The organism is Kitasatospora sp. NPDC097691 (assembly GCF_040302665.1).
In the GTDB taxonomy this organism is placed as follows: domain Bacteria; phylum Actinomycetota; class Actinomycetes; order Streptomycetales; family Streptomycetaceae; genus Kitasatospora.
Window position 1 is genome coordinate 24,925 of record NZ_JBEORY010000010.1, and the last position, 18,238, is coordinate 43,162.

The 18,238-nt window shown below is 73.1% G+C and carries 14 protein-coding genes and 1 tRNA gene; 6 read left to right on the plus strand and 9 right to left on the minus strand.

Annotated elements, in window-relative coordinates; translation table 11 throughout:
* The first annotated feature begins 37 nt into the window (after positions 1-37).
* On the plus strand, positions 38-649 hold the full coding sequence (locus tag ABTY56_RS09860) for a TetR/AcrR family transcriptional regulator (RefSeq protein WP_350627960.1): 612 nt from the start codon (positions 38-40) through the stop codon (positions 647-649).
* 266 nt (positions 650-915) lie between these two features.
* Here ABTY56_RS09860 and ABTY56_RS09865 read toward each other — a convergent pair.
* A tRNA-Arg gene (locus ABTY56_RS09865) sits at positions 916-991 on the minus strand.
* 633 nt (positions 992-1,624) lie between these two features.
* Between ABTY56_RS09865 and ABTY56_RS09870 the strand changes: the two genes are divergently transcribed.
* From ABTY56_RS09870 to ABTY56_RS09890, 5 genes are all read left to right on the plus strand, one after another.
* Positions 1,625-2,209, plus strand: coding sequence for a single-stranded DNA-binding protein (locus ABTY56_RS09870; protein ID WP_350627962.1), 585 nt, complete (start codon positions 1,625-1,627; stop codon positions 2,207-2,209).
* A 356-nt stretch (positions 2,210-2,565) separates the two neighbouring features.
* Positions 2,566-4,005 (plus strand): Cys-Gln thioester bond-forming surface protein, encoded by a 1,440-nt coding sequence (locus ABTY56_RS09875; RefSeq protein ID WP_350627964.1) that lies wholly within the window; start codon positions 2,566-2,568, stop codon positions 4,003-4,005.
* A 311-nt stretch (positions 4,006-4,316) separates the two neighbouring features.
* On the plus strand, positions 4,317-5,981 hold the full coding sequence (ettA, locus tag ABTY56_RS09880; RefSeq protein WP_350627965.1) for an energy-dependent translational throttle protein EttA: 1,665 nt from the start codon (positions 4,317-4,319) through the stop codon (positions 5,979-5,981).
* A gap of 124 nt (positions 5,982-6,105) precedes the next feature.
* Positions 6,106-6,582, plus strand: coding sequence for an acyl-CoA thioesterase (locus ABTY56_RS09885; protein WP_350627966.1), 477 nt, complete (start codon positions 6,106-6,108; stop codon positions 6,580-6,582).
* A 36-nt stretch (positions 6,583-6,618) separates the two neighbouring features.
* Entirely contained in the window at positions 6,619-7,305 is a 687-nt protein-coding gene (locus tag ABTY56_RS09890; RefSeq protein WP_502893068.1) for a DUF8010 domain-containing protein, read from the plus strand.
* A 65-nt stretch (positions 7,306-7,370) separates the two neighbouring features.
* On the opposite strand, the gene ABTY56_RS09895 is transcribed toward ABTY56_RS09890, so the two are convergent.
* From ABTY56_RS09895 to ABTY56_RS09930, 8 genes are all read right to left on the minus strand, one after another.
* Positions 7,371-7,775, minus strand: a complete 405-nt coding sequence (locus ABTY56_RS09895; protein WP_350627970.1) for a globin — start codon at positions 7,773-7,775, stop codon at positions 7,371-7,373.
* A 111-nt stretch (positions 7,776-7,886) separates the two neighbouring features.
* Positions 7,887-9,032 (minus strand): ABC transporter permease, encoded by a 1,146-nt coding sequence (locus ABTY56_RS09900; protein ID WP_350627971.1) that lies wholly within the window; start codon positions 9,030-9,032, stop codon positions 7,887-7,889.
* On the minus strand, positions 9,029-9,946 hold the full coding sequence (locus ABTY56_RS09905; RefSeq protein WP_350627973.1) for an ABC transporter ATP-binding protein: 918 nt from the start codon (positions 9,944-9,946) through the stop codon (positions 9,029-9,031). Before ABTY56_RS09905 ends, ABTY56_RS09900 begins: the two co-directional genes overlap by 4 nt.
* Before the next feature lie 156 nt (positions 9,947-10,102).
* Positions 10,103-11,389 (minus strand): FHA domain-containing protein, encoded by a 1,287-nt coding sequence (locus ABTY56_RS09910; RefSeq protein WP_350627974.1) that lies wholly within the window; start codon positions 11,387-11,389, stop codon positions 10,103-10,105.
* A gap of 73 nt (positions 11,390-11,462) precedes the next feature.
* Entirely contained in the window at positions 11,463-12,818 is a 1,356-nt protein-coding gene (locus ABTY56_RS09915) for a vWA domain-containing protein (protein WP_350627975.1), read from the minus strand.
* A 116-nt stretch (positions 12,819-12,934) separates the two neighbouring features.
* The gene (locus ABTY56_RS09920; protein ID WP_350627976.1) at positions 12,935-14,248 is read right to left on the minus strand and encodes a PP2C family protein-serine/threonine phosphatase; all 1,314 of its coding nucleotides are present in this window, start codon (positions 14,246-14,248) and stop codon (positions 12,935-12,937) included.
* A gap of 3 nt (positions 14,249-14,251) precedes the next feature.
* Positions 14,252-16,789 (minus strand): serine/threonine-protein kinase, encoded by a 2,538-nt coding sequence (locus ABTY56_RS09925; protein WP_350627977.1) that lies wholly within the window; start codon positions 16,787-16,789, stop codon positions 14,252-14,254.
* Positions 16,790-16,794: 5 nt separating this feature from the next.
* The gene (locus ABTY56_RS09930) at positions 16,795-18,156 is read right to left on the minus strand and encodes a hypothetical protein (protein WP_350627978.1); all 1,362 of its coding nucleotides are present in this window, start codon (positions 18,154-18,156) and stop codon (positions 16,795-16,797) included.
* Positions 18,157-18,238: the final 82 nt, after the last annotated feature.

Consider the following 18,238-nt stretch of genomic DNA (forward strand, 5'->3'; position numbering starts at 1 on the left):
CATTCATAACAAACGTTTGGTATGTACGATAGCCCCCATGACACCGGCCCGTGGAGACCATGACGCCCGCCGCTCGGAAGTGTCCGAGGGGGTGTGGCGGGTGCTCTCCACCCGCGGCTTCGAGGGGCTGACCCTGCGCGCGGTGGCCGCCGAACTGGGCGCCTCCACGGGACTGTTGACGCACTACTTCCCGAACAAGCGGGCGCTGCTGAGCCACGCCCTGGAGGAGCTGGACCGGCGCTCGGGCGAACGGCCCCGGCGCACCGCGCCCGCCGACGGCAGCCCGCCGCCGCCCGCCGGGCTGCCCCGGCTGCGGGCGGCGCTGCTCGACGTCCTGCCGCTGGACGCGGACGCCGCGGCCGGCAACCGGATCTGGGTCGGCTCCTGGGACCACGCCCTGGCCGACCCGCAGCTGGCGGACGCGCACGCGGGCCGCTACGCCCGCTCGCGGGTGGCGCTCACGGAGATCGTCGCAGACGCCCAACGGCTCGGAGAGCTCCCGGCGCAGGCCGACCCGGCCGAAGTCGCCGCCGGCGCGCAGGCCTTCGTGCTCGGGCTGGTGGTGCAGGCGCTGTTCGCCCCGGGGGAGTTCCCGCCGGAGCGACAGATCGCCCTGCTGGACGCACATCTGGCCGGGCTGGCGGACTGACCGGCCCCGGGTGGGCCGACCGGCCCCGGGCGCCCGCCGGATTGCTCCCGGGTGGGGGATTCGCCCGGGATTCCGCCGTTCGCCGAGTCCGGCGGGATCGCCCGAACCGTTCGATTCCGGAACCGGCGGCATTGGCCGTGGTTTTCGCAGCGGCCATGACACGGATTGTCACGGGTTATGCGCGGTGGGTGCTTGACATTACCGGGCGGACCGGCGCGACTACGCATGGTCGCGATTGGCGCGATGGCCTGCGGGAATTTGCGGGATGGTGCCCCCAGCAGGATTCGAACCTGCGACCTACCGCTTAGAAGGCGGGTGCTCTATCCGCTGAGCTATGGGGGCGGGGCGGGCGACGCCCAGGGGTGGGCGTGACCGTGGCCGGGATCGGGCGACGAGCGCCGGGGCGCGCGTTGTCCGGCCCGTACCTGAGGGTGGGGGTGGGGGTGGTGGGCCCTCGCCCTGTCGGGGACAGGATAAGGGTGTCCAGTTCCTCGGCCGGGTGTGACGACACCGTCGTCGGTGTGTCGGTTCGGTGGAGCGGTCCGATAATCGCAGGTGAAGGCCGTGCGTGCAGCGGTCTGGGAGTGTTCCGCGCCGGACGTTGTGCAGTCGTTACGGGGCTGCCTCCTCACCCGTTATGGATTCGACACGGAGAATGTGCCGCCGACGGCGCGGGTGGGGGGCGGTAATGGCGGTTCCGTCGGTCGGATGACGTGCGCGGACGGCCTCCGGCGGGTGTTCCGGCGCGCGCCGCGCGGGGCGGCGATCAGCGGGTTTGTTGTCATGGCCGCGAAGAGATGGGGTCGAAGCGACCCCCGAAGGCTGAAATTCACCCCTGCGAGTGACAACTGTTCCACGGCGGCCGAGTTATCCACAGGATTTCGGAAGTCACTGGCCCGGATTTCTCCCGAAGTGCACGCTCAAGGCGCACCGGTCGATTCCGTACGGTGCATCGGCGAGAACGGAGAGTGTGCCGTGAACGAGGCTCATGTGACGGTGGTCGGCAATGTCGCGACGGAGGTGAGCTACGGGGAAACCGCCGGCGGGGTGCCGATGGCCAACTTCCGGCTCGGCTGCACCGAGCGCCGGTACGACCGGCAGCGCGAGTGCTGGGTGGACGGCGAGACGCAGTGGGTGACGGTGACGGCCTGGCGGGCGCTGGCGGTGAACCTGATCGGCTCGCTGGCCAAGGGCGATCCGGTGTTGGTGAGCGGTCGGTTGCGGGTGCGGGAGTGGGTGGACGGGGACGCGAAGCGCAGTCGGGCCGAGATCGACGCCCGATCGGTCGGGCACGATCTCACCCGCGGCACCTCGGCGTTCCGGTGGGCGACCGGAGTGCGCGGGCAGCCCCCGGGCGGTGCGGGGCGGGCCGGGGCGGAGTGCGGGGGCGAGCCGGTGCCGGAGTGGATCGTGAGCGCACTGGAGGCGCGCAGGGCTGCCGCGGTCGCCCCGGCACCCGGCCTGCGGGCGTTGCCGCCGGGTGCGCCGTCGCTGACGGACGGGCAGGGAGAGGTGTCCGAGGGGGAGTCGGGAGGTGACGGATCGGGTGCGCTGAACTGACCGGTCGGTGACCCTTCTCTGTCGACAAATATGTTGATCGAGAAGGCTGTTGTACCCGTACGTGCAATCCGGACCGGATAACGGAAAGTGGGCGGAAACTTTCTGTCCCACCGTCAGCTTGTGTGGAATCTGAGGGGGTTGATAACGATACAGATACGGAATCGTCCTGATTTCGCATGGGGGTTTCGGGGCCCCTGGGGGTCAATAGGATTCGTCTGGTTCATACCCGCAGCAGTGCCACAGGGGGCACGCGCGGCACGGCAAGTCGGCAGGTCGCGCCAACGGTGCGGCCTGTCCCGGAGGGATCCCAGATGTTCCAGAGGCAGGGGCGGAGTCTGTCCCGGATAAGCACTGTCATGCTCACGACCAGCTTGGCGCTGGGCGGAAGCCTGTTCGCAGCCGGTGCGGCGGTCGCGGCGGACACCCCGGGTTCGGGTGTGACCGCCGTGGTGCAGAACACCATGCTCGGCGAGAAGATCGACGTCGAGGGCGAGGGCACCGTCGACGGCGGCCTGTTCACCCTCAAGACCGCCGACGGTGAGCTGCAGACCTACTGCATCGACTTCGGCTTCCCGGTGGACATCCGGAAGAAGATCCAGTACCAGGAGTCCGACTGGGCCTCCAGCTCCCTCGGCGACAAGAACAAGGTCGAGGCCGCCGCCAAGATCCGCTGGATCCTGGAGAACTCCTTCCCCCAGGTCAAGGACCTCACGGCGCTCGCCAAGGCCGCCGGTGCCGGCAGCCTGACCCCGGAGGACGCCGCCGCGGGCACCCAGGCCGCGATCTGGAAGTACTCGGACAACAAGAACGCCGTCCCGCACAGCGACAACGCCAAGAAGCTCCGCGACTACCTGACCGGCACCGCCAACAAGGGCATCGCCGCGGAGCCGAAGCCCTCGCTGACCCTCAGCCCGGACTCGGTCTCCGGCAAGTCGGGCGCCAAGCTCGGCCCGTTCACGCTCAACTCCAGCGCCTCCGAGGTCAAGCTCTCCGTCACCGGTGACGCCGCCGACAAGGTCAAGCTGCTGGGCGCGGACAACAAGCCGGTCGGCGGCTCGCTGGCCGGTCCGATCGCCAAGGACACCCAGCTGTTCCTGGACGTGCCGGCCGGCACCCCGGACGGCTCGGTCACGGTGAACGCCAGCGCCGCCACCGTGGTGCCCAGCGGCCGTGTCTTCCTCAGCAAGGGCTACACCCGTGAGGAGCACAGCCAGACCATGATCCTGGCCGGCTCCACCAAGCTCAACGTCGCCGACGCCGCCAAGGCCACCTGGAAGCAGGGCAAGGGCGCGCTGATCGACAGCACCGCCAAGGTCGAGTGCGCCAACGGCGGCGTGCGCGTCTCCGTCACCAACGGTGGCGACGAGGCCGGCACCGTCACGGTCGGCAAGCAGCAGCTGACCGTCCAGCCGGGCAAGACCGAGAGCGTGCTCGTCCAGGTCGCCGAGAAGACCGGTTACGACATCACCGTCACCGGCCCGAACGGCTACAGCCGCGAGTTCAAGGGTGTCCTGGACTGCAAGACCGGCACCGGCACCACGCCGACCCCCGGCCCGTCCACCCCGGCTCCGTCGGGCACCCCGACCGGCAGCCCCTCGGGCACCCCGAGCACCGGCGCCGGCCACCCGACCCCGGCTCCGACCAGCACCGCCCCGGGCACCGGTGGCCTGGCCCAGACCGGTGCCAATGACTCGACCCCGATCCTCGCCGCCGTCGCCGGTGGCCTGGTCGTGGCCGGTGGCGCCGCCGTCTTCGTCCTGCGCCGCCGCGGCCGCCACGGTCGCACCACCGCCTGACCCGCTCCACGGGCCCCGAGGCACTGACCTCCTGAAGCCCTGAGTACAGAAAGGCCCGGTCCCCGCTCGCTGCGGGGGCCGGGCCTTTCTGCCGGGGGGAAGCGAAGCCGCCGCCCGCCGGGACTCGGCACGTTCTGCACGGACGGGGCGAAGCGACCGCCCGGCGGACCTGCGGAACTCGGCGAGGTCGGCGCCGGACGGGCCCGGGATACCCCCGAGGGGCACCCCGGCGGTTCGGGGCCCGCGGCCGGGTGCGGCACAATGGAAGGCTGCAAGCCGAATTACTCCCGACGACGCCGGAGCGATCTCACGTGGCGGAATACATCTACACGATGCGCAAGGTGCGCAAGGCTCACGGAGACAAGGTCATCCTTGACGACGTGACGCTCAGCTTCCTCCCCGGAGCGAAGATCGGCGTCGTGGGCCCCAACGGTGCCGGTAAGTCCACCGTGCTGAAGATGATGGCCGGCCTGGAGCACCCCTCCAACGGCGACGCCTTCCTCTCGCCCGGCTTCACCGTCGGCATGCTCCTCCAGGAGCCGCCGCTGGACGAGTCCAAGACCGTCCTGGAGAACGTCGAGGACGGCGTAAAGGAGATCAAGGGGAAGCTCAACCGCTTCAACGAGATCGCCGAGCTGATGGCGACCGACTACTCGGACGCCCTGCTGGACGAGATGGGCAAGCTCCAGGAGGACCTGGACCACGCCGAGGCCTGGGACCTGGACGCCCAGCTGGAGCAGGCCATGGACGCCCTGGGCTGCCCGCCCGGCGACTGGCCGGTCACCAAGCTCTCCGGTGGCGAGAAGCGCCGCGTCGCGCTCTGCAAGCTGCTGCTGGAGGCCCCCGACCTGCTGCTGCTCGACGAGCCCACCAACCACCTGGACGCCGAGTCGGTGAACTGGCTGGAGCAGCACCTGGAGAAGTACAAGGGCACCGTCGTGGCCGTCACCCACGACCGGTACTTCCTCGACAACGTCGCCGAGTGGATCCTGGAGCTCGACCGCGGCCGCGCCTACCCGTACGAGGGCAACTACTCCACGTACCTGGAGACCAAGCAGTCGCGTCTGAAGGTCGAGGGCCAGAAGGACGCCAAGCGCGCCAAGCGGCTCAAGGAAGAGCTGGAGTGGGTCCGCTCCAACGCCAAGGGCCGCCAGGCGAAGTCCAAGGCCCGTCTGGCCCGCTACGAGGAGATGGCGGCCGAGGCCGACAAGATGCGGAAGCTGGACTTCGAGGAGATCCAGATCCCGCCGGGCCCGCGCCTGGGCAGCGTCGTCATCGAGGTCGAGAACCTCAACAAGGCCTTCGGCGAGAAGGTCCTGATCGACGACCTCAGCTTCACCCTGCCGCGCAACGGCATCGTCGGCATCATCGGCCCGAACGGCGCCGGCAAGACCACCCTGTTCAAGATGCTCCAGGACCTGGAGACCCCGGACAGCGGCACGGTCAAGGTCGGCGAGACGGTCAAGATCAGCTACGTCGACCAGTCGCGCGCCAACATCGACCCGAAGAAGACCCTCTGGGAGGTCGTCTCCGACGGTCTGGACTGGATCAACGTCGGCCAGGTCGAGATGCCGTCCCGCGCCTACGTGTCGGCCTTCGGCTTCAAGGGCCCGGACCAGCAGAAGCCGGCCGGCGTGCTCTCCGGCGGTGAGCGCAACCGCCTGAACCTGGCGCTCACCCTCAAGCAGGGCGGCAACCTGCTGCTCCTCGACGAGCCCACCAACGACCTCGACGTCGAGACGCTCTCCTCGCTGGAGAACGCCCTGCTGGAGTTCCCCGGCTGCGCCGTGGTCATCTCCCACGACCGTTGGTTCCTGGACCGGGTGGCCACCCACATCCTCGCCTACGAGGGCGAGAGCAAGTGGTTCTGGTTCGAGGGCAACTTCGAGTCCTACGAGAAGAACAAGATCGAGCGGCTCGGCTCCGACGCCGCCCGTCCGCACCGGGCCACGTACAAGAAGCTGACCCGAGGCTGACACCCAGTCGTCACAACGGCCCGGCAGACTGCCCTCCGGGGCGGCCTGCCGGGCCGCGGCCCGTCGCCCCGCCCGTCGCCTCCGAGGGGACGGCGGCGGGCGACCGGAACCGAGGAGAACACCCGTGGCCCGCCACATCTACGCCTGCCCGCTGCGCTGGTCCGACATGGACGCCTTCGGGCACGTCAACAACGTGGTCTTCCTGCGCTACCTGGAGGAGGCCCGGATCGACTTCATGTTCACCCAGGCCGCCGCGGCCGGCGCCGGGGAGTTCGCGGGCGGCTCGGTGGTGGCGCGCCACGAGATCGACTACAAGCGCCCGCTGGTGCACCGGCCGCACCCGGTCACCGTCGAGACCTGGGTGACGAAGATCGGCGGCGCCTCGCTGACCGTCTCGTACGAGATCAAGGACGTCGCCGAGGACGGCACCGACGTCGTGTACGTCCGGGCGTCCACCGTGGTCGTCCCCTACGACCTGGCCGAGGGCCGGCCGCGCCGGATCTCGCCCGTGGAGCGGGAGTTCCTCGGCCGCTTCATGGACGAGGCCGCCGCCGAGAAGGCCGCGGTCGTGCCCGCCGCGGTCGTGCCCGCCGCGGTCTGACCGCCACATGATGATTCGAGCTGAGCTGCGTTGACCGTGACCGCCCGCCTCGCCCTGACCGACGCCGGGGAGGCCGCCGACCTCTCCGCCTTCCTGCTGCGCCTGTTGCGCTTCGACAAGGCGGCGGCCGTCCGCCTGCAGGCGGTGGGGCCGGGCGAAGGGGACGGCGTGCTGGCGGTCTTCGGGCGGCTGCCGCTGGGCGGTTCGGGCGCGCTGGCGATCCGCACCGCGCGGCTGGGCGGCCTCGACGAGCCGGTGGACCTGACCGTCTCGGCGGGACAGCTGCTGGACGGCGTGGACGCCGAGGCGGGCACCGTCGCGCTGCCCGCGCCGGTGACCGGACCGGCCTGGGCCGGGCTGCTGCCGCCGCGCACCGGCTGGCGGCCGGTCGGGGCCCCGCCGGTGGCCCGGGTGTACCCCGAACTCATGGCCGGGGTGGGGGAGTTCCGCGAGCGCAGCGAGGCCGTGCCGGCGCACCACCGCACCCGTGCGGTGCTGGACGCGCTGGCCGACGAGATCTGGTCCCGCCCGGTGTCCGCGCTGCCGGAGCTGCCGCTGCGGGCGGCGCACGCCGCGTACGTGATGGGCTTCCTGAAGCCCGGCGCCCCGCTGTCCGTGCACCGGGCGGGCGGCTGGCTGCGGCTGAGCGCCCCGGCGGGCTCCGTGGCGGTGCGCACCGTGGCCGCGCCGGGCGCGGGTCTCGGGCTCAGCCCGATCGGGTAGCGCGGCCCACCGGCCCGCCCCGCCGGCCCACCGGCTTCGTCACCCCGCCGACCCGGTGGGGTGGCTCAGCCCTCGGTGTTGATCATCGAGGCGGCGGCGTAGGTCAGGTACTCCAGCAACTGCCGTTCGTGGTCGGCCGGCAGCTCCAGGCTCGCGACGGCCGCGCGCATGTGCTTCAGCCAGGCGTCGTGGGCCGCGCGGTCGACCTTGAACGGCGCGTGCCGCATGCGCAGCCGCGGGTGTCCGCGCCGGTCGCTGTAGGTGCGCGGACCGCCCCAGTACTGCATCAGGAACAGCGCCATGCGCTCCTCGGCCGGGCCGAGGTCGCCCTCGGGGTACATCGGCCGCAGCAACTCGTCCTCGGCGATGCCCTCGTAGAACCGGTGGGCCAGACGTCGGAAGGTCGGCTCACCGCCGACCTGGTCGTAGAAGGTCTCCTCGCTCAACGTGCCCTGCCGGATCTCTCTCACCCGACCATGGTCGCAGACGCCGACGGGGTCGTACACCAGGACCAAAGGCGTGGGTCCCGAGGCGTACGACCCCGTCGGGATCGAATCGTCAGCGGTGGACGGTCGGACCGGTCAGGCGTCTTCCCACTTGAAGAGCTTCCAGGCGACGCCGGTCAGCACCGCGGCGAAGAGCAGCAGGCCGCCCATGGTCGGCAGGGCGTCCATGACGCCGCCGCCGCGGGTCAGCACCGACTGGGCGGATTCGACCAGGTAGTGCAGCGGCATGACCTTGGAGACGGTCTGCAGCCAGCCCGGAGCGCCGTCCAGCGGGAAGAAGGAGCCGGACAGGAAGGACATCGGCAGCACGATGACCTGCGAGATGCCGTTGGCCGCCTCCTCGGTCTTGGCGACCGAGCCGGCCAGCAGGCCGATCGACATGAAGGCGAGCGTCGCGCAGGCCACCAGCGGGATGATCAGCCACCAGTTCCCGGTGAGCTTGAGCCCGAAGAAGCTCGTCGCGACCGCCAGGAAGACGGCGCTCTGCAGGAACGCGGTCAGCAGCGAGACCACGACCCGGGAGCTGACGACCGTGCCCGCGCTGATCGGGGCCAGCCGCAGCCGGCGCAGCACCTTGGTCTTGCGCCAGTTGACCAGCGTCAGCGCGGCGCCGAACACCGCGCCGGTGGCGATGGCCCAGCCGAGCAGGCCGGGCGTCAGGAACTGGATCGGCTTGAGCGACTTGTCCTCGACCTGCTGGGCGTCCAGCACGTAGGCCGGGGGCTGCCCGGTGGCCGCCTGGTTGGCGCTCTGGACCACCGAGTTGAGGATGCCCTGGAGCGCGCCGGCCCGGACGGTGTCGGCGGCGCTGTAGCGCAGCTGGACCTTGCCGTCGGGACCCTGCTCGATCATCGCGTCGAAGTCGCCCTTGCGGACCTTCTCCAGCGCGGCCGACTCGTCGTCGGTCCGGGTGATCGTGAGGACCTCGTTCAGCCCGGCCCGGGCGTCGCCCTGCATCGAGTCGAACAGCTTCACCGCGCCGACCTGCGCGACCTTGGCGTGCGGGCTGCCGGAGCCCTTGGTCACGGTGCCGAAGAAGACCAGGAACACCAGCGGGAAGAGCAGGATGAAGAAGGTCGCGGTGCGGTCGCGCTTCATGCCGAGCAGCATCGCGCGGGACAGGCTCCAGAACGCGCTGACCCGCTCCCGCTCGCCGGCGGCGGAGACCGGACCGCCCCGCTGGGCGGGGACCTTCGGTTCGGTCGGGGTGGGTGCGGTCATGCGCGGAACTCCCGTCCGGTCAGCTGGAGGAAGACGTCCTCCAGGGTGGCGCCGCGCACTTCGAGGCCGCGCAGCGCGTTCTGCTCGGCCAGGACGCTGAGCACCGGGGCCGGAAGGCGGGTGGAGACGGAGAGCGAGACGCTGTCGTCCTCCAGGTTGGCGATGTCGGCGCCGGCCGCGGTCAGCAGCTCGCGGGCCCGGTCGACCGGCAGCTGGCCGGAGGCCACGCTGATCCGGACGGTGTCGTCGATCTCGCGGATCAGCGCCGCGGGGGCGCCGGTGTGCAGGATCTTCCCGTGGTCCATGATCGAGACCCGGTCGCAGAGCACCTCGGCCTCGTCCAGGTAGTGCGTGGTGAGCACGACCGTGCGGCCCTCGGCGTTGATGTCGCGCAGGAGGTCCCAGAGGTTGCGCCGGGCCTGCGGGTCCAGACCGGTGGTGGGCTCGTCCAGGAAGACGAGCTCCGGGTCGTGGGCCAGCGCGCAGGCGATCGACAGGCGCTGGGCCTGGCCGCCGGACATCTGGTCGGTCAGGGTCTCGGCCTTGTCGGCCAGACCGACCCGCTCCAGCATCGCATCGGCCCGCTTGGGGCCGACCCCGTAGAACGACGCGAAGGTGCGGATGGTCTCCCGGGCCGTCAGTTTCCGGAAGAAGGCGGAGGCCTGGAACTGCACGCCGATGCGCGGCAGCAGTTTCGGATTGCGCGGCCAGGGAGTCATCCCCAGCAGCTCGACCCGGCCCTCGTCCGGTTCCCGGACGCCTTCCAGGATCTCCATGGTGGTGGTCTTCCCGGCGCCGTTGGGGCCCAGGATCCCGTAGAACTCGCCGGCCTCGACGGTGAAGGACACCCCGTCGACGGCCTGCACATCCCCGTACCGCTGACGGATGCCGTCGGCGGATATAGCTGCAGTCATGTGCCCTGAGAATAGGGGTTCCGGAGAGCCCTGTGCACACCCGGGGCGGGGATTTGCGGATCCTTTGAGCAACCGGGGACAAGGGACGGGCCGGGCGAAATGTTGAATTCCGCCCGGCCCGGCCGGAGTTGTCGCTGACGGACGCTCAGGGAGGCGTCAGGCGCGGTGCACCGTGATGGTCGTCCAGGCACCGAGGTGGATCCGGTCGCCGTCGTTCAGCGGCACCGCGGTGTGCGGGGCGATCGGCTCCGCGCCGCCGTTGACCGTGGTGCCGTTGGTCGAGTCCTGGTCCACCAGGACCCAGCTGCCGTCCGCCTGTTCGGCGAGCAGCGCGTGCTGGTGCGAGGCGCCCGGATCCTCCGGCGGGACGGACAGGTCGATCTCCGGCACCGTGCCCCGGTGCTGGCTGCGCCGGCCGATCCGCAGCTGGCCGCGGCCGGTCAGCGGGATCCGGCGCTCGGGGCAGTACGGCGGGAAGAACAGGCCGGCCGCCTCGGGGCCGCTGCGGGCCATCATGTCGGTGAAGTAGTCCCGGTCGGCCGAGACCACGGCGATCCAGGTGGTCCGCACCGGCTCGGCGGGGGCGGCCTCCTGCTGGGGCTGCTGCGGCTGCGGCGGGGCCAGGTGGAACGAGGTGCCGAAGTCGCCGCCGCGGTTGTTGGGGCCGGGGCCGGTCGGCTGGGCGTACACCGGGCCGGAGTCCTCGCGCAGCGGGGCCTCGGGGAACGCGCCCTCCGGCATGGATCCCCCCTCCTGCCCGATGGAGGGCGGATAGCCGTAGGTGTGGGGCTGTGCCGGGGCCTGCGGCTGCTGCGGGACGGGCGGGGCGACGGCGGCCTGCGGGGCGGCCTGGTGCTGCTCGTGCGGCGCCTGCCCGTACGGCGCCTGGCCGTACGGGGCCTGCGGCTGCTGCGGGGCACCGCCGTACGCCGCCGGGATGTTCAGCGGCGGCGGCTGGGCCGGCCCGGGCGCGGGTGCGCCGACGGTCGGGGGCTGGCGGCGCGAGGGGGTGGAGAGGTCGTAGTCGTAGCCGCACTCCTCGCAGAACCGGCCGGTCTGCGGGCTGCGGCAGATCGGGCAGACGACCAGGCCCTCGGTGAGGCCCTGCGGCGCTGCGGGCGGCGGCGGGACCGCTCCGGGCGGCGGGTAGGCGCCGGGGGGCACCGACCCGGGCGGGGGGTAGGCCCCCGGGGGCGGGAAGGCACCGGGCGGCGGCGGGGGTACGGCCCCCGGCGGCATCGGCGGAGGGAGCGGCGGCGCACCGAAGGACGCACCGCCGTGCTGCGGGTGCCCGGCGGGTGCGCCGGGCGCGGGGTCGGCGCCGGGCGCCCCCGGGTAGGCCCCGTGGGCGCCGGGGGTCGGGGCCGGCGGGGTCATCGGGAAGCCGCAGAAGTCGCACCAGTCCTCGGCCTGCGACTCGTGGCCCCTCGGGCAGATCGGCATCAGGTCCCCCTCGTTTCGGGCCGGCTCGGTGCGGCGTCGCGCCGGGGTGCCGGCCCGGTCACGTCTTCAGCGGTCACTTCTTCACACGTACCGTCTTGGTCGACCGGGTCTCAAGGGTCATCGAGTCGGCCTCGCTCACGTTCTTACGGAACCGAACGGTACCCTCCTTCGGGTCCACCACGTCCACCACCTTCTGCAGCAGCTTGTAGGTGCCCTCGTTCCCGGCCGCGTGCGCGATCCGGACGGCGGCGCCCAGCTTGGCGGTCGCGCGGTCGACGTCGCCGGCGCGGTGGGCCTCCAGGCCCTCCTGGATGGAGGAGGCGAGCTCGGCCTGCCCGGTGTAGTGGGCGACCTGCGGGCTGATCCGGGTGGAGGAGGCCAGGTCGTCGGTCCAGACCGCCTTGACCAGGCCCTGGCTGAGCACCTCGGGGGTGCCGCCGCCGACCTGCGGGGGCAGCACCAGGCTGATCCGGGCGGCGAGCATCTCGTTGCCGATCGAGGCGGCCGGGACCTCGACGCAGACGTGGTAGTCACGGCTCTCGTCGCCCCAGGAGCCGGTGGGGTAGTCGCCGGCCCGGGGCCCGGCCTCGGCGCGGCGGGCGGTCAGATCCTCGACCGCGGGGGCGACCTGCTTGACGAACTTCACCGCGGCGTTGGCCGGGGTCCAGATCCGCAGCGCGACGTCGGCGACCTGCTTGCCCATCGCGCCGGTCATCATCGAGCGGAAGTCCTCGGCCAGGCCCGAGGGCTCGGCGACGATGTCGACGGTGCCGAGCAGCGCCGAGGAGATCTTGCGCAGCTCGTCGATCCGCCAGTCGGTGCCCACGCCGCGGCAGTCGGCGGTGAAGTGCCCGGTGACCCGCTCGATGTTGCGGGCCAGGCCCTCGGCCGACTCGTGCTCGTTGTTGCCGTCGGTGAGCAGGATGGCGTGCCGGATGGCGATGTCGCGGCGGGTGAGGAAGAGCTTGTCGGCCTTGGCGAGCCAGGTGCCCATCGCGGTGCCCCCGGCGGCGGTGAGGCGGCGCAGCGCCTCCTTGGCCTGCTCCCGGGTGCCGGGCGAGGCGGTGGCCAGGGTGCCGTCGCCGGGGTAGATGTCCTTGGCCTCGTGGGTGCCGGCGACCACGGCGAAGGCGGTGCCGTCGCGCAGGGCGTCGATGGCGGCGGCGGTGGCCTCCCGCGCGCCGTTGATCTTGCTCTTGGGGTAGTCCATCGAGCCGGAGCAGTCCACCAGGATCACCACGGCCGCGGCGGCCTCGGCCCCGGTCGGCCCGGCGTCGGTGATCCCGAGCGGGCGGCCGCCGGAGGTGCCGCCGCCGGTCGCGGTGACCGTGACGATGGCGTTGACCTCGCGGGCGCCGTCGGCCAGGTACTCGTTCTGGAAGATCTCCACGTCGAACCTGGGCAGGTTCGGCTTCGCCAGTGTTGCCATGGGGCGGTCGGCTCCCGTCGGGTGAGGGGTGGATGCGATCGGGTCGGTGGGGCGGTCCGCCGGCCGGGCCGGCGGACCGTGGCGCCGTGGTGCCCGGGCGTCCTGTGGACTCCCGGTCAGGCCGTCGGAGGGTGCGGCGGTTGCGGCGGGACGGGCGGTGCGACCGGCGCGGCGGGCGGTGCCGGCGGAACGGCCGGGGGAGCCGCCGGCGGTGCGGGCGGTGCCGGCGGTGCCGGGGGCAGCGGGGCGGCGGGGGAGCCGATCACCGGGATGTCCGGCAGGGTCGGGTCGTGGTCCTCGTCCTCCGCCGGTGCCGGCCGCGGCGTGATCACGGGCAGGTCCAGCGCCGTGGGAGTCTGCTCGGCCTCCTCGACCGGGACGGCCGGCGGGTCGATCGGCAGCACGGCGACGGTGATGTTGTCGTGGCCGCCGGCGGCGACCGCGAACTTCACCAGGGTCTGCGCCGTCGCGAGCGGCTCGGTGCGCGCGTCCGGCCGGACGTAGTACGCCAGGTCGGTGGCCGCTTCGGCGTAGTTCCACAGGCCGTCGGTGCAGATCAGCACCACGCCGGGGACGTGCGGGGTGAAGTCCAGGGTGTGCGGCACGACCTCCTCGGCGTCGGCGCCGAGCCAGCCGGTGATGGCGTGCGCGCGCGGATCGGCGTACGCCTCGGCCTCGCTCATCAGCCCGGCCTCGACCATCCGGGCCGCCCAGGAGTCGTCCTGGGTGAGCCGGAACGGCTCGGCGGCGGCGCGGTCGTCCGGGATCCAGTACGCCCGGGTGTCGCCGACCCAGCCGATGGTGACCCGCCCGCCCGCGGCTATCGCGCTGACGTAGGTGCAGGCGGGTGCGTTGAGGTCGGGGCGCGCCGGACCGGCGCCGTCGGTCGCCAGGTCGGCGACGGCCTTGGCGGCGTCGGCGATGGCCGCGCGCATCGCCTCGTTCGGGTCCCGGCCGGCCTCCAGCGAGGTCAGCAGCGACTCGGAGGCGGCGTCGACGGCGGTCGCCGAGGCCTCGTCCGGCCGGTCGGAGGAGGAGACGCCGTCGCACACCACGGCGACCACGACCGGCTCGCCGCCGGGCAGCGAGCTCGCGGCGATGGTGAAGCTGTCCTCGTTGCGGTGGTGGCGCAGGCCGCGGTCGCTGACCCCGGCGACGCCCGCGAGCGCCTTCTCCATGTGGTCGCGCGGGCGCGGCTGGGCGCCGCCGCAGCCCTCGCAGTAGCCGTCCGCGGTGACCTGCGGCTGCCCGCAGTGCACGCAGACCGGCCCGCGCTGCTGCGGTACGGCCTCACCCCGGGCGGCGGCCCAGCCCGCGGGCATCGAGCCCGGGGCCGTCCGGCCGTCCCGGTCGGCCCCGCAGGAGCCGCAGTAGGCGTCCTCCGGGTCCATCGGCTCGGAACAGCTCGGGCACTCGGTCTGCTGCGGCATCGGCTACACCCACGTCCTGGGACGGGCACGGTTGGCCCGCTCCACCATCTCGATCCTGGTCTCGGCCCGGTCGGCCAACCGGGCGAGTACCCGGTAGGACTGTTCCAGGGCGAAGCGCAGTTCCCGCTCCTGCGCGGGACGTCCCAGCACTTCCAGGTCGGCGGCCCCCCGGGACCCGGCCGACCCGGCGCCGACCCACCCGAGCGCCGCACCGAGCACCTCGACGGAGAGCTCCTCGCGGCGGCGGTCGTCCAGCCGCAGCGCGGTCAGCTGCGCCGAGCTCGCGTCGAGGTCGGCGGCCAGCTCGTCGGTGGCGGGCCGCTCGCGCAGCCGGGCGCGGACGGCGGCGATCCGGGCGGCGGTGTACTGGCTGGAGGTGGCCGGCACCGACTCCAGGACGTGGACCGCGCCGGTCCGGTCGTCCTCGCCCAGCCGGACCCGGGCCAGCCCGAAGGCGGCGCTCAGGTAGGCGTGGTCGGTGGCCCACACCAGCCGGTAGAACTCGGCCGCGTCGCCGCCGTCGCCGAGCAGTTCGGCGCAGATGGCGAGGGCCAGCTTGGGCGCGGCCTCGCCGGGGAAGGCGTCGTAGACCGCGTCGAAGGCCTCGGCGGCGGCCCGCAGGGAGGGCTCGCCGCCGCTGTCGGCGGCCCCCACCAGGGCGGTGAGGCCGCGGTACCAGACCACCCGCCAGTCGTCCGGGTGGCCCTGCTCCAGCTCGTCGAGGCGGGTCACGGCGTCGTCGTGGCGGCCGAGTTCGAGCAGGGCGCGCAGTTCGCGCAGCCGGCTCTCGACCGAGACGGCGGGTGCGCCGGCCAGGGCGGCGAGCGCGTCCCCGGGGTCGGGGGAGAGCAGGGTGGCGAGGAAGCCGGCGTTCGGGTCGCTCGGGTCGACCCGGGGGATGGGCAGCGCGAGGGCGGCGGCGGCCGGGTCCAGGGCGGCCACCCGGAGCTGCCCGGACTGCTCGGTGGGCAGCACCAGTTCGGTGTCCACGACGCGAAGTTCGGGGCCGAACAGGGTGGACAGCGCGGGGTAGGGCCGGTCGTTCCGGAGGGCCAGGACCTCCCGCAGCACGCCGGTCAGCTGGTCGGCCATCTCCTCGGCGGAGGCGAAGCGGCGGGCCGGGTCGGGGTCGGTGGCGCGGACCAGCAGGCGGTAGTACGACTCGTACCGGGCGAAGGCCTCGACGTCCTCCGGGCCGGGCAGCGAGTCGCGGAAGGTGGTGCTGTAGCCCTGGAAGTCGAAGGTGAGCACCGCGAGGGTGCGGGCCACGGTGTACAGGTCGGAGGCGGGGGAGGGGCCGTGGGTGGCGATCTCCGGCGCCTGGTAGCCGACGGTGCCGTAGATCGGGCCGTCGTGGTCGAGCCGGCAGACCGCGCCCATGTCGATGACCTTGAGCGCGTCACCGCTCTGGATCACGTTGTCGATCTTGAAGTCGCAGTAGATCAGGCCCCGGCTGTGCAGGTACCCGAGCGCCGGCAGCGCCTCCAGCGCGTACGCGATCGCCACCTCCACCGGCAGCGGCTCGCGCCGGCCGTCCGGGGTGCGGCGCTCGTTGGCGATGTCCTTGAGCGACTTGCCGCCGACGTACTCCATGACGATGTAGCCGTCGGTGGAACCGGACGTGAGGTCCAGGTGCTCGGCGAAGTTGATGATCCGGACGATGTTCGGGTGGTCCACCTCGGCCAGGAAGCGGCGCTCGGCGACGGCCGCGGCCAGCGCGTCCTCGTCCCCGGTGTTCAACAGGCCCTTGAGGACGACCCACTTGTCGTTGACCCGGCGGTCTATCGCCAGGTAGATCCAGCCGAGACCGCCGTGCGCCAGGCAGCCGACCACCTCGTACTGCCCGCCGACCAGGTCGCCCCGGCGCAGCTTGGGCGTGAAGGAGTACGGCGTGCCGCACTTGGTGCAGAAGCCGTCCGGGCGGCCGGGGCGGCCGTTCTTCTCCCGGCCCACCGGCGCCTCGCACTTGGCGCAGTAGCGCTTGCGCTCGGGCACCTCGGGATCGACCAGCACCGCCAGCGACGGGTCGGCCGTCGCCACGGTCGGCACGGTGACCAGGCCGGCGCCCAGCCGGTTGCGGGTGCCCGCGCTGACGCCGCCGCGGGTGGAGCGCACCGAGACCGAGCGGCCGGAGCCGGTACGGGTCGAGCGGTGCGAGCGGGAGCGGCCGGACATCGAGCGCGCCGAGCCGGTGCGGGCCGACAGCGAGCGGACCGAGCCGCTGCGGGCGGAGTCCGGGCCGACCCGCGCGGACGGGACGTAGGGCTGGGTGACGCCGGTGTCGCCGGCGGGCGGCGTGAGGCCGCACTCGTCGCAGTAGCCGTCCGCGTCGACGGTGCCCGTGCAGTCGCGCGGACAGGGCGATCCGGGGCCGACGGCGGCCGGCGGCGCCGCCCCGGCACCCGCCCCGGCGCCCGCCCCGGCACCCGCTGGGGCGACCGTCGAGGTGCCCGCCGGGGCCAGCCCGCACTCGTCGCAGTAGCCGTCGGCGTCGATGCTGCCGCTGCCGGAGCACTCCGGCCGTACGCACGCCTCGCCCATCACCCTCAGCCCCCCTGAACCTGTCCGTCGACCGGCGCCTGGCCGGCCGCTTCCTGACCCTGTGCGGCCTCGGCCTGGGCCGGCCGCAGCGACTGCTGGAACCGGGCCACCGCGACGGCCGCCGCCCGCAGGTCGCACGGCGCGCTCCACAGCAGCCAGCGCGCCTTCTCGTACCGCTCGATCACTTCCGGGTCCTCGGAGACCCGCAGCCGGGCCGCCATCGCCTTGTAGGCGTCCAGCCGGCCGCGCAACTCGGCCCGTACGGCCAGCGGCTGGGTCACCTCGGTGAGCGACTGCCGGGCCCGGGTCAACTCCTTGGCGGCGGCGTCCTCCAGCGTGTCCAGCAGCGGTGCCAGCCGGCCCCACTGACCGGCCTGGCGCAGGTCCAGCGCCGCGACGATCCGCTCGCGCAGCGCCGAGGCCGGGCCGGGCACCGCCGGGACGTCGCTGGCCGCTATCTTCGCCAGCACCTCGCCGCGCGCCCGGCGGGCCTCGGCCAGGGTCGCGTCGGCCCGCTGGAGCAGGTCGCCGACGCCCTGCAGCCGCTCCTCGGCCTCGTCGCGCAGCCGCAGCAGGTCCTCCAGCTCCAGCCGGACGCCGTCCAGCGCCCGCCCGGCCCGGTCGAACCGCTCGGTGTCCACCACCCCGACCGGGCCGGCGAAGGCCGACCCCTCCGGCACCGTGCCGCGCTGGGCCGGCACCCGGGCCGGGCGCCACAGCGCCAGCGGGTCCCCGTGCACCTCGGTGCGCAGTTCGGTGAGGTCCTTCTCGATCGCGGCCAGGTCGTCGCCCAACGGGTGGCCGCCGGTCCGCACGCCGAGCGAGCCGGCCAGCGTCCGCACCCGGTGGAGCTCGGCCAGCAGCAGGTCGATCCGGGCCGGCAGCGCCGACCAGACCGCGTCGGCGGCGCTGACCACCTCCAGCACGGTGGCGTACCAGGAGTTCATCCGGGCCATCAGCGCGTCCAGGCTGATCCGCTCGACCAGCTTGGCGGGCGCGCCGAGCAGTTGCGGCCCGTCCGGCACCGCGCCGCCCGGGACGGTCACCGCATCGCCCGTCAACAGCTCGCTCAGCTCCGCGAGTTCGGGCGCGCCGGGCTTGGCCTTGCGGGCCCGTACGGCGCGCGCCGAGGCCAGCGCCTCGGAGTAGCGGTCGAACAGCGCCCAGAGCAGCGGCAGGCCCTTCCCGGCGACCGACCAGCGTTCCAGGGTGCGCCCGGTCAGCTCGGCGCCGTCCAGCAGCCGCAGGCCCGGGTGGTCCTGCAGGGCGAGCAGCGCCGACTCGACCGCGTCCCGCTCCGCGCCGAGGCGCGCGAGCGCGCGGTCCACCTCCTCCCGGCTCAGTACCGGGCCAGCCGATGCCGCCACCGCGGTGTCCTTCCTTCCTCGCGCGCGATCCCGCCACGTGTGACGTGCGGTCCCGCGACAACCCCCGTGTCCACCACCGGTC

What these genes read in the sequence shown, in the direction of transcription:
- ABTY56_RS09875 (WP_350627964.1), top strand. Translation starts at nt 2,566, where the DNA reads ATGCTCACGACCAGCTTGGCGCTGGGCGGAAGCCTGTTCGCAGCCGGT.
- ABTY56_RS09860 (WP_350627960.1), top strand. Translation starts at nt 38, where the DNA reads ATGACACCGGCCCGTGGAGACCATGACGCCCGCCGCTCGGAAGTGTCC.
- ABTY56_RS09920 (WP_350627976.1), bottom strand. Translation starts at nt 14,248, where the DNA reads ATGCCGCAGCAGACCGAGTGCCCGAGCTGTTCCGAGCCGATGGACCCG.
- ABTY56_RS09905 (WP_350627973.1), bottom strand. Translation starts at nt 9,946, where the DNA reads ATGACTGCAGCTATATCCGCCGACGGCATCCGTCAGCGGTACGGGGAT.
- ABTY56_RS09915 (WP_350627975.1), bottom strand. Translation starts at nt 12,818, where the DNA reads ATGGCAACACTGGCGAAGCCGAACCTGCCCAGGTTCGACGTGGAGATC.
- ABTY56_RS09925 (WP_350627977.1), bottom strand. Translation starts at nt 16,789, where the DNA reads ATGGGCGAGGCGTGCGTACGGCCGGAGTGCTCCGGCAGCGGCAGCATC.
- ABTY56_RS09910 (WP_350627974.1), bottom strand. Translation starts at nt 11,389, where the DNA reads ATGCCGATCTGCCCGAGGGGCCACGAGTCGCAGGCCGAGGACTGGTGC.
- ABTY56_RS09900 (WP_350627971.1), bottom strand. Translation starts at nt 9,032, where the DNA reads ATGACCGCACCCACCCCGACCGAACCGAAGGTCCCCGCCCAGCGGGGC.